The organism is Lysinibacillus sp. NPDC056232, from assembly GCF_042267565.1.
Lineage (GTDB): Bacteria > Bacillota > Bacilli > Bacillales_A > Planococcaceae > Lysinibacillus.
In genome coordinates this window covers 178,332-189,561 of the sequence record NZ_JBHJTF010000004.1, presented here as the reverse complement: position 1 = coordinate 189,561, position 11,230 = coordinate 178,332, and the positions used below count along the sequence as shown (strand labels likewise).

At 38.3% G+C, this 11,230-nt stretch carries 10 protein-coding genes and 1 other annotated feature; of the genes, 7 read left to right on the top strand and 3 right to left on the bottom strand.

Going from position 1 to position 11,230, the window contains the following annotated elements:
- Positions 1–129 precede the first annotated feature (129 nt).
- Entirely contained in the window at positions 130–996 is an 867-nt protein-coding gene (locus tag ACFCYJ_RS05380) for a CPBP family glutamic-type intramembrane protease (protein WP_376071657.1), read from the bottom strand.
- 2 nt (positions 997–998) lie between these two features.
- Positions 999–1,682, bottom strand: coding sequence for a TetR/AcrR family transcriptional regulator (locus ACFCYJ_RS05375; protein WP_376071654.1), 684 nt, complete (start codon positions 1,680–1,682; stop codon positions 999–1,001).
- 95 nt (positions 1,683–1,777) lie between these two features.
- Here ACFCYJ_RS05375 and ACFCYJ_RS05370 point away from each other — a divergent pair, with 95 nt between their 5' ends.
- From ACFCYJ_RS05370 to ACFCYJ_RS05350, 5 genes are all read left to right on the top strand, one after another.
- Positions 1,778–2,149 carry a hypothetical protein gene (locus tag ACFCYJ_RS05370; protein ID WP_376071651.1) on the top strand — a complete coding sequence of 124 codons (372 nt, stop codon included), beginning with the start codon at positions 1,778–1,780 and terminating at the stop codon, positions 2,147–2,149.
- 397 nt (positions 2,150–2,546) lie between these two features.
- Entirely contained in the window at positions 2,547–3,752 is a 1,206-nt protein-coding gene (locus ACFCYJ_RS05365) for an iron-containing alcohol dehydrogenase (RefSeq protein WP_376071648.1), read from the top strand.
- Positions 3,753–3,873: 121 nt separating this feature from the next.
- The gene (locus ACFCYJ_RS05360) at positions 3,874–4,683 is read left to right on the top strand and encodes a cobalamin-binding protein (protein ID WP_376071645.1); all 810 of its coding nucleotides are present in this window, start codon (positions 3,874–3,876) and stop codon (positions 4,681–4,683) included.
- Positions 4,684–4,757: 74 nt separating this feature from the next.
- Positions 4,758–4,889 carry a hypothetical protein gene (locus ACFCYJ_RS05355; protein WP_376071642.1) on the top strand — a complete coding sequence of 44 codons (132 nt, stop codon included), beginning with the start codon at positions 4,758–4,760 and terminating at the stop codon, positions 4,887–4,889.
- Between the two features lie 184 nt (positions 4,890–5,073).
- Complete coding sequence (locus ACFCYJ_RS05350) at positions 5,074–5,232, top strand: hypothetical protein (protein ID WP_376071640.1); 159 nt, start codon at positions 5,074–5,076, stop codon at positions 5,230–5,232.
- Positions 5,233–5,324: 92 nt separating this feature from the next.
- On the opposite strand, the gene tyrS is transcribed toward ACFCYJ_RS05350, so the two are convergent.
- Positions 5,325–6,593: a tyrosine--tRNA ligase gene (gene tyrS / locus ACFCYJ_RS05345; protein ID WP_376071637.1), complete on the bottom strand. Its 1,269-nt coding sequence runs from the start codon at positions 6,591–6,593 to the stop codon at positions 5,325–5,327.
- Between the two features lie 73 nt (positions 6,594–6,666).
- Positions 6,667–6,870: a binding site (T-box leader), on the bottom strand.
- Positions 6,871–6,972: 102 nt separating this feature from the next.
- Between tyrS and ACFCYJ_RS05340 the strand changes: the two genes are divergently transcribed.
- Positions 6,973–10,140, top strand: coding sequence for a transglycosylase domain-containing protein (locus tag ACFCYJ_RS05340; protein WP_376071634.1), 3,168 nt, complete (start codon positions 6,973–6,975; stop codon positions 10,138–10,140).
- A 94-nt stretch (positions 10,141–10,234) separates the two neighbouring features.
- Complete coding sequence (locus ACFCYJ_RS05335; protein WP_376071631.1) at positions 10,235–11,116, top strand: NAD-dependent epimerase/dehydratase family protein; 882 nt, start codon at positions 10,235–10,237, stop codon at positions 11,114–11,116.
- Positions 11,117–11,230 lie beyond the last annotated feature (114 nt).

The following is an 11,230-nucleotide window of genomic DNA, read 5'->3' as shown; positions in this document are numbered from 1 at the left end:
TTCATTCCGCTCCGACATCTTTTTTCTCATTATAAACAAAAGTACCCTATAGGATAGACTTTTTTCAAAGTGTCTATCTTATAGGGTACAGTTTACCTTGTTAATGGCTTCTAGGATTTTTTTCATCGCTTAAACTTTTATAACGATAGCTGTTGTATTTGATTTTAATACACTTTCCCTTTCCAGCTTTTTTCGTTTAGTTCGTAATAAAAGCCCTACCATTAGGTAAAGCAATGTAGTCATAATGCCTGCCGTTGGAGAAACAAGAAATTCTTTTCCCTGAGCAATTTTGATATATCCGTCAAGAATAAGTGGATTCACAAGCGCATCTTCTGTCATATGCATAAGGACAAGTGGCCAAATGCTCTTCGTCATTAAGTAAATTTCTGTATACATAACTGTCCAGCAAATCATCGTCACAATACCTATTAACGCAAATAGCCACCGATTTACAGGAAGTACGCTGAAGATATCACTTTCTGATAAGAACACTAAAAAATATGGAATATGCCAAGCTCCCCAAACACCACCCACAATAAAATACAACCAAAAATCATTTATTTTTAACGATGAAAGTTTACTTGTTAAATAACCTCTCCAAACTGATTCCTCAAAAAAGTTTTTAACAAATTGAATCAGTAAACCACTAATAAAAACTGAAACTAATGCATCTAAATTAAAATTTGAAAAATCCATCCAGTCAAATATATAGCTTAATAGCAAAACTATAAAAGTGATTATGGGATAGACTAGGAGTGAGACAATATACCATTTTATGTTGCCTTTCAAATTTGGCCATAAGCCTATATCTCGCCAACCATCTCCTGCAAATGCACGTAACAGTATAGTTGTAAGTAACGGAAATACTAGCCAAATGCCCATCCCAAGTGTGTCACCTTTAGGCTGTTCAGGGATGAAGCGATCTACAAAAACACCAAGCCAGCCACAGAGCAAAACAACAACTATAAAGATTATTAAGTTGCGTTTAGTTTTCATTTTCAATCCGCCTCCCTGTTTTCAAGGATTGAAATAACCCACATTGTATTGGGACAAGGAGTTTCGGGATGCAGCGCAATGTATTGGGCGATTCCTTGAATTGAACACCAAAATGCTACCGCAAGAGCTTCAGCATTTCCCTGTTTAATTTCACCTAGCAATTGCCCCTTCTTTATTAATGGAATACTCTTTTTTATTAATTTATCTGCTTCCATAAGCATTTCTTTTAAATCTTCCGACAAGGAATCAAGATGTTGTGCATTCTCCATTAGCACAAACATTTTTGCTGCAGATGGGTTTGTACTGATCATGTTAAACAAATCCGCAGCAGCCGCTGTAAAAATTGCTAATGGCGATTCATTCATAAAATTAAAATCCATCTTGAGTCTTTCACACCCTATGCGTATTAGCTCCTCATAAAGCTTTTCCTTAGAGTCAAAATAATGAAAAAGCAATCCCATGCTCATATTAGCAGCTTTAGCAATATCAGCAACTTTCGTTTCACCATACCCCTTCCGAATAAACAAATCTAATGCCGATTGTAAAATTAAGGCCCTTCGTTGTTCTTTTTGTTCATGTCTAATCGACATTTCCCCCCACCCTTTTATTAAAAGTATTTTCATTGAAATATTATTCAATAAAATTACAAATATCCCTACAAAATGCCTAAATAATAAAAACTTCAATAAGTTTTTATTCCCGTTTGTAAATATCAATAAAAAAGGAACCTTTTATCTTTATGGAAGTCTAAATACAAAATATCGGAATAAAGGAGGAAATAATGGGGGTTTCTGAACTTACTGTGATGGTTTTAATTTATAGTGGGATCATGATTTTTTTCTTAGTACCCTTTAAAAAACATCAAAGCAAGGAAATTAAGCGTCCAATTACTTTTAAAGAAAGTCTACTGCATATCATTTTTCATAAAAAGGCTTTACTAGCTCTCCTTTTATTAGGCTTTTTGTTAGTAGCTATTTGGTTCGATTATGAACAGGAGGTATATCATTTTAATGCTCACAGTGGTTATCCTCCTATAAATTCTGATTCAAAGGCAATTTTCTATATGTGCGCATTACTCGGATATACGGTCATTCTTTATTTAGTTCTCGCATTATGTATTTCCTTAAACATTTTAAAAAGAAGGAGAGAATAATTTTAAATATTCCTATAAATTATGACGATTTTATGTACTTTAAAATAGTAATTACACATTTAAAAAACAACATAATCACTACTATTATATTAAAAACAAATTATCAGTTATTTACTATTCAACACTCCCTTAAAATAGAACATATTTCCAAAAAATATATTTTACTTTCATAGTAAAACAATTTTCAAAACGTTTTCATATCAATACTACTAGACAATTCAACCTTTCATCATATCAAAAAACCATCTAACTTTTTTGTAAAATAATAACTCGATTAAAATTAACAATTTTAATAAAAATACGAGTTGAACTTTCACAGAGAATAGAATACTATGAATTTCGAAAGGTGGTTCGCCATCATTCAAGCAATAACAATTATTTTAAAGGGGTTGGAAATATGTCAGACGTTCTAAAGCAATTTGTTATGCCGAAAACAAACTTATTTGGACCTGGAGCAATTCAAGAAGTTGGTAAACGCTTAAATGATTTAGAAGTGAAAAAGACATTAATCGTAACAGATGAGGGCTTACACAAATTAGGTCTCTCTGAACAAATTGCTAACATCATTACAGCTGCTGGAATTGATGTAGCAATTTTCCCGAAAGCAGAACCGAATCCAACAGATCAAAACATTGAAGACGGGATTGCAGTGTATCATGCTGAAAACTGTGATTCAATCGTTTCTCTTGGAGGAGGTAGCGCACACGATGCAGCAAAAGGTATCGGACTTATTGCTTCGAATGGTGGACGCATTCATGATTACGAGGGCGTTGACAAATCAGAAAACCCACTAGTTCCATTAATCGCTATCAATACAACTGCTGGTACAGCAAGTGAAATGACTCGCTTTACAATTATTACGGATACAACTCGTAAAGTGAAGATGGCTATCGTAGACACACATGTTACTCCACTACTATCGATTAATGATCCAGAGCTAATGATTGGCTTACCTCCTGCTCTAACGGCGGCAACTGGTTTAGATGCATTAACACATGCAATCGAATCATTTGTGTCGACAAACGCAACTCCAATTACTGATGCATGCGCAGAAAAAGTATTTCAGCTAGTTCCTGAATATTTACCACGTGCCTATGCAAACGGTGCAGATTTAGAAGCACGCGAGCAAATGGTTTACGCACAATTTTTAGCAGGCATGGCGTTTAATAATGCATCACTTGGCTATGTACATGCAATTGCTCATCAATTAGGTGGTTTCTATAATCTACCGCATGGCGTATGTAACGCTATTCTATTGCCACATGTTTGCCGCTTCAACTTAACAGCACGTACTGAGCGCTTTGCAAAAATCGCTGAATTGTTAGGTGAAAACGTTGAAGGATTAAGTAAACGTGATGCTGCTGAGAGAGCAATTTTAGCAATTGAAAATCTTTCTAGAGATTTGAACATTCCAAGTGGCTTCCGCGAATTAGGGGCGAAGGATGAGGATATTGAAATCTTAGCGAAAAATGCAATGTTAGATGTATGTGCTGCAACAAACCCACGTAAAGCAACTTTAGAGGACATTAAACAAATTATTACAAATGCGATGGGCCCTGTAGCGAAAAAAGAAGAATCACTCGAAGCTATCGCACTTTCTTAATAAGTAATCAAAAGGCATGTCTCTAGCAGGCATGTCTCTTTTTATTGTGGTCAGCATTCGGGCATTGTATATGACCTCAACACTCGCTATACTTTTCTTAAAAAGAATGGGAGATAAGAAGATGCGTTTAATCTCAATTTGTCCAAGCAATACCGAACTTGTTGCTTATTTAGGCCTGACTGATCAGCTTGTCGGTGTCGATGATTTTTCGGATTGGCCATTATCAGTAAAAGACTTACCTCAGCTTGGCCCAGATTTATCAATTAATATGGATGCATTAGAAGCATTACAGCCTGATCTTGTACTTGCATCCTTAAGTGTCCCCGGCATGGAAAAAAATATTGAAGCGTTACAAGCTAGAAATATTCCCCATATTGTTTTTAATGCTAATTCATTAGAGGAAATCGCACAGGATCTCCATAAATTAGGTAAAGCCTGTGGGGTTGAAGGGCGTGCAAAAGAAATTTCTGAGGAATACTTACAATGTATCGATCGTCTTCGCACAGTGGCTCAAATGATTCCTAAAAAACCTACTCTCTATTGGGAGTGGTGGCCAAACCCTATCTTTACGCCAGGTAAAATAAATTGGCTAACTGAAATTAGTGCCATTGCTGGTGGGGAAAATCTGTTTCAAGATGTAGAGTTAGCAAGCGTGCAAACTGATTGGGCTGATGTAGTAAGGCGCAACCCAGACTATATTATGATGGCTTGGGTAGGAGTTGCCTTTGAGCGAATTCAACCGGCAAATTTATTAAAACGTTCACATGCGCAGGAGCTACAAGCCGTTAAAATGAATCAGCTTCACGTAATGGAAGAATGGCTTTATTGTCGCCCGTCACCACGCCTTATAGAGGGTGCATTAAAGCTAGCAAATATGCTTCACCCCAAAGAATATAAGCACGTAAAGCTTCCTAGTTTTTTAGATAGCTAAAATGAAAGTATGACCATTCGCCTAAACGAGGAGTTGATTTCCGTTCCGGCTGGGCGCTTTCCTGGGGGCGTCCGATGAGCCGCTTCACTCGCTTTGCTCGCTCCAGGGTCTCATCTGTGACGCTAATCCCCAAGGAGTCGCCCAGCCTCCACTCCAATCAACCAATTTATTTAGCGTGTATTTTCTGGCATGTCACTTTAATTTAAAGTGATAAAACGAAGCATCCGCGCATAACAAAGCTAAGGAAGCAGCTCGACGTTTGCCCATAGGAGAGCGAATAAAGCAATCCTTGACCCTTTTCCAACATAACAAAACATCCCCTCAAATTTCGAGGGGATGTTTTGTTTGTGAGTCTGGAATCGGCTTTGTGCTTAGGCCAGCAGATGTTTTTTGTGCGAAAGCGCAGCGGCAGCAAGGCGTTTTGTCTGTGCGAAAGCGAAGCGACAGCAACAACATGATGTTAGTCACTCAGTCGTTGCCACAGGACGTGGCGTTCTTAGACTGAGTTCCTCTATTTCAGCGGATGTTTGGATACCCGTTGAAAAGTGACTTAAAACCGCATTCATCTCACCAACTATAGAGGTGAGAGACTTCTGTACCTGTCGCTACGCTTTCGGTACAAAATCCTTTGCTGGAAGAAGTTAAACAAACTTCACCATATGGTATTTTTTCTTGCCGCGACGAACAATGCTGAATGCATCTTCTAAACGATCTTTGCCGTCGATCACATATTCTAATTCAGTGACCTTTTCACCATTCACGCTAATTGCACCATTTGTTACGTCTTCACGAGCTTGACGTTTTGAAGGAGAAATACCCGCTTCCACAAGTAAGTCCACGATGTTTTTATCTTCTTTCGCCATTTCAATAGAAGGAACATCTTTAAACGCATCCTTCATTTCATCAGCAGAAAGTGCTTTTAAGTCACCCGAGAATAAAGCAGCTGTAATGCGGATTGCTTGGTCTAATGCTTCTTGACCATGAATTAAGCGAGTCATTTCTTCAGCTAGTGCTTTTTGTGCCTTACGTAAATGTGGTTCCCCTTCTACAGATACTGCTAAAGCTTCAATCTCTTCACGAGAAAGGAATGTAAAGATTTTTAAGTATTTTACAACATCAGCATCCGCAGCATTAATCCAGAATTGGTAGAACTCATATGGAGATGTTTTCTTGCTATCTAACCATACAGCTCCACCTGCTGTTTTACCAAATTTCGTACCGTCTGCTTTCGTTACTAAAGGAATTGTTATACCAAAAGCTTTCGTCTCTTCCTCATGTGTTTTACGAATAACTTCTAAACCAGTTGTAATATTCCCCCACTGGTCAGAGCCACCTACTTGAATGCGACAGTTGTAATGGTTGTATAAATGATTGTAATCAATACCTTGAATTAATGTATACGCAAACTCAGTAAATGAAATCCCTGTATCAAGGCGTGATGCAATCGTATCCTTTGCTAACATGTAGTTCACGTTAATTAATTTCCCATAATCACGTAAAAACTCAATCGTATTTATATTGCCAATCCAGTCACGGTTATTAACTAACTGCGCACCATTACCATCTTCTGCAAAGTCAAAAATACGCTCTAATTGGCTACGGATACCTTGAACATTTTTATCAATTTGCTCAACTGTTTGTAATTGGCGTTCTTCAGAGCGACCAGATGGATCTCCAATCATACCAGTCGCACCACCAACTAACAAAATTGGACGGTGGCCCGCTTTTTGGAATCGACGTAGCGTTAAAAGAGGCACAATATGTCCAATGTGCATAGAATCCGCAGTTGGATCAACACCACAGTATAAAGAAACAGATTGTTCATCTAATAATTTGACCATACCTTCAGCATCAGTTTGTTGGTATAACAATCCGCGCCATTCTAAGTCTTGTAATAATTCATTCGTCATTTTTATTCCTCCTAATTCTTTAATAATTCCGTGTAGGGAGAAACAAAAAAGTCCCTACACGCAAAAAATTGCATGCAGGGACGTTATAAACTAACGCGGTACCACCCAGCTTGAAGATGTCATCCATCTTCCTCTTCATTCAACCGCCTTTATCGCAGGCGCGCACGTCTAAGCTCCAAGCACGTAATTCGTCTCTACATTATGACCAGCTTTCACCAACCGCTGGCTCTCTATACAGGGAATATAGACACTACTGCAAGCTCTTCTTCACTAGAAAACTATAAGCATTATTCTAAACGATTCTTTTTCATTGTCAATAATTATGTTCGACCTAAATCAATATGTGCTATAATAGACAAGATTTTAGGAGGTCGATACATTGAAAGATTGGATTGAGAAAATCAATGCAAAGATCGATGATTTAATTCAACAAAAATGGATGAAGAAATTACGTATTTCAGGAAGTGTTGCCTGGAACTTATTTTTACTATTTTTAGTCTTTGCATTGGTAGGCACTGTATTTGCCGGTTCAGTTGGCGCTGGCTATTTTGCTTCACTTGTAAAAGAAGAGCCACTACGCTCTAAGGAAGAATTAAGAAAAGAAATTTTCAACTACGATTCAACAAGTGAAATTTATTTTGCCAACGATATTTATATCGGAAAATTACGTACGGATTTAGACCGTCGAGTAACAACATTAAACGATGTCGCACCTGATGTTGTGAATGCGGTATTAGCGACAGAGGACGAGTATTTCCGTGAACATAACGGAATAGTTCCGAAGGCCGTCATCCGTGGGCTAGTTCAAGACGTAACCAACTCTTCCACACAAACTGGTGGCTCTACATTAACACAACAGCTTATTAAAAACCAAGTATTAACAAATGAAGTATCTTATGAACGAAAAGCAAAAGAACTTTTACTTGCAATGCGTTTAGAGCACTTTATGAAAAAGGAAGAAATTTTAGAGGCCTATTTAAACATAATTCCTTATGGTCGTAATGCTTCCGGTCGAAACATTGCAGGAGTAGAAACAGCTGCTGAAGGTATTTTCGATGTAAAAGCAAAGGATTTATCGCTTCCTCAAGCAGCGTATATAGCTGGTATTCCTCAATCACCTTTTGCTTACACACCTTTCACAAATACAGGTGTACTTAAAAGTAAAGAAGCTCTTCAACCGGGTATTGATCGTATGAAAACTGTACTTTATCGTATGAAAGACGCAGGTTATATTAACGAAGCTCAATATAAAGACGCACTCGCTTACGATATCACTGCTGACTTCCGTTCACCAGAGATGCGCGCAGAAGATCGCTACCCATGGCTAACGTATGAGCTTGAAAATCGAGCAAAAGACATTATTGCAGAAAAACTAGCAGAAGAAGATGGTATTGATCCAGAACGCTTAAAAAATGAGAAAAAGTTAAAAGATAAGTATACGATCCTAGCAGATCGTGATGTCCGCTCAAAAGGTTATCGTATCTATTCAACTATTAATAAGGATATGTACGATTCGATGCAAAAAGCAGCGGAAAACTTTCAAAATTACGGTCATACTTACACCGTTAAAGACAAAGATCCTGTAACAGGTGAAGAAATTGATGTTCAAATGCCTGTACAGGTTGGTAGTATTTTAATCGAAAATACTACTGGACGTATTTTAAGCTTTGTCGGTGGTCGTGATTTTGAATTAAAAAGTTATAACTACGCTACACAGGCAAAACGCTCAAATGGCTCAACAATGAAGCCTTTACTCGTATATGCACCTGCAATAGAATATGGTGTAATCGGTGCAGGTAGCCCATTAGTCGACGTAAAATTCTCTATTCCCGGATGGAGCCCAACAAACTATAATACTAATGATGAACGAGGGCTTATCCCTGCACGTGAGGCATTAGCGAGTTCACAAAACTTATCAACTGCACGTCTATATTATAGTATTCTTAACAGACGTCCTGCCGATTATTTAGTAAAGATGGGAATCACAACCCTAAAGCCTAATGATTTCACAAACCCTTCTGCTAGTCTTGGGGCCGTAGAAGATGGTATTACGGTTGAAGAGAACACCAATGCCTATGCAACTTTTGCAAATGGTGGACAATTCATTGACTCTTATATGATTGATAGAATTGAAGACCAAAATGGAAATATCATTTATAAACACGAAGTTAAACCTGAACAAGTATTTAGTCCTGAAACTTCTTATATCATTACTGATATGTTACGAGATGTGCTAACAAAAGGAACAGGTACAGTTGCAAGAAATACATTAAAATTCTCTGCTGACTTTGCCGCTAAAACAGGTACTTCACAACAATACAAAGACGTTTGGCTAGTTGGCTATAACCCGAATGTTTCTCTTGGTGTATGGATGGGTTATGATAAAAATCAATCACTGGATGCATTTAATAATACGTATCAACAGCCTAGTGTGCGAATTAACAAACTATGGGGAACATTAATGAATTCTGTGTATGATGTAGATCCACAATTAATTGCCCCTAAAACTAGATTTACGCAACCGAAAAACGTTGTCACTGCATCATTCTGTGGTATTTCTGGTTTAGCGCCATCTGCAGCATGTGCTAATGCTGGTCTCGTGCGCTCTGATTTGTTTAACGCAAAAGTATTTTTACCTTCACAAGCTGATGATAGCTTAGCTTCTTCAAGCGTTGTTACGATAAAAGGTAAAACTTATAATGCACTTCCTAGCACACCGGCAGAATTTGTAAAAGCAGGCGGTGCAGGTATTAATCAGGCATTTATTAAACGAATGCTAGGCCCACTTGGCGGTAACCCGGCCAGCCTATTACCAAAAAATTCGTCATTATCGAATTCATCGGTGTCTGCTGTTAATTTCCCAGCAGATCAAAATCCGCCAGCGGCAGTATCTGCTTCAATTAATGGGAATACATTATCTTGGACAGGCTCTTCAAATGATGTAGTCGGTTACCGAATATATAAAGTAACAAATGGTGGAAGAACTCTTGTCGGATCAGTGCTTGAATCATCACAAAGTATGACGGTAGCAAGTGGTCAAGCCTATGTTGTTGTCGCTGTAGATATTACAGGTTTAACTTCATCGCAATCCAATACCGTTTCTACTGGTGGTAGCGCAAGTGAAAAACAACCTAAAAAAGACAAGCAAGAAGAGGTCCCACCAACTACTCCACCTACCGACGGCAATGACTCGAACAATAATGAAAATGGTTCGGAAAATGGCGGTGGGTCTGATGGTAGTAACGGGAATGGCTCCAATAGCGGTAACGGTTCTGGAAACACTGGAAATGGCTCCAATAACGGCAACGGTTCCGGAAACACTGGAAATGGTTCCAATAACGGCAGCGGTTCCGAAAATACTGGCAATGGCTCCAATAACGGCAGCGGTTCCGGAAATACTGGCAATGGCTCCAATAACGGCAGCGGTTCCGGAAACACTGGAAATGGCTCCAATAATGGCAATGGTTCCGGAAACAACGGGAACGGCTCTAATGGAGGAAACAACGGAAATACAACTCCACCGCCTGATCCACCTAAACAACAATAAACAAGCATGGCATACTACGATTAAAAATTAATTGTAGTATGCCTGTTTTTTTGTCATTATAAAGGGGACTACAAATTTGAAGGGGTGGAAATAATTGAACATTTTAGTTTTAGGAGGCACTCGCTTTTTTGGTAAAAAGCTTGTTGAACTCTGTCTTCAAAATGGGCATAGTGTAACTATTTTAACACGTGGACAAAGCGGAAATCCTTTTGATGCGAAGGTGAAACAGCTAATTGTTAATCGAGATGATGCCGATTCGTTGTCACAGGCACTATCAAGTACTACGTGGGATATTGTCTATGATAATATTTGCTATTCTCCCAATGAAGCTCATAAAATATGTGAAATTTTAGAAGGTAAAACGAAAAAGTTCGTTTTTACATCTACTCTATCCACCTACGAATTAGACGGTACTGTCAAAACAGAAGAAGATTTTAATCCATATGATTATGAAGTTCGAATGGGGAATCGTGATAATTTTTCATATGGTGAAGGTAAGCGTCAAGCAGAGGCAGTACTGTTCAAAGAAGCTACGTTCCCTGTTGTCGCTGTACGTTTTCCGATTGTTATGGATGAGAACGACTATACACGCCGTTTACATTTTCATGTTGAACGAATTTTACAGGAACAGTCTATTTCATTGCCAAATATTGAAGCAAAAATGAACTATATTACGGATGATGAAGCAGCTGCATTTTTATATTTTGCAGGGATTACCCCTATTGAAGGACCTTATAATGCAACAGCTACAGGTGCAATTTCGTTAAAAGATTTGCTGGGGCTTATTGAAGAAACAACGGGAAAGCATGCAAAAATTTCTCTTATAGGTGGCGATGAAGAGTCTCAGTCACCATATGGGGTTCCAGCAGATTGGTATATGTCAACTACAAAAGCAGAAGCGGCAGGCTTTACATTTAGTCAACTTCATGACTGGCTCCCTACTCTAGTGAAAACATTAGTAAAAGAGCTGCAATAAAGTGAAACTTTAATCGGTGGGGTGTTCTTTACCCCTCTGATTATTAGTCTTCACCAATCGGGTTTTTACGGGCAGTTAGCCTCTCCTAATTTCTTTGCTCTCATTGAATTCAAA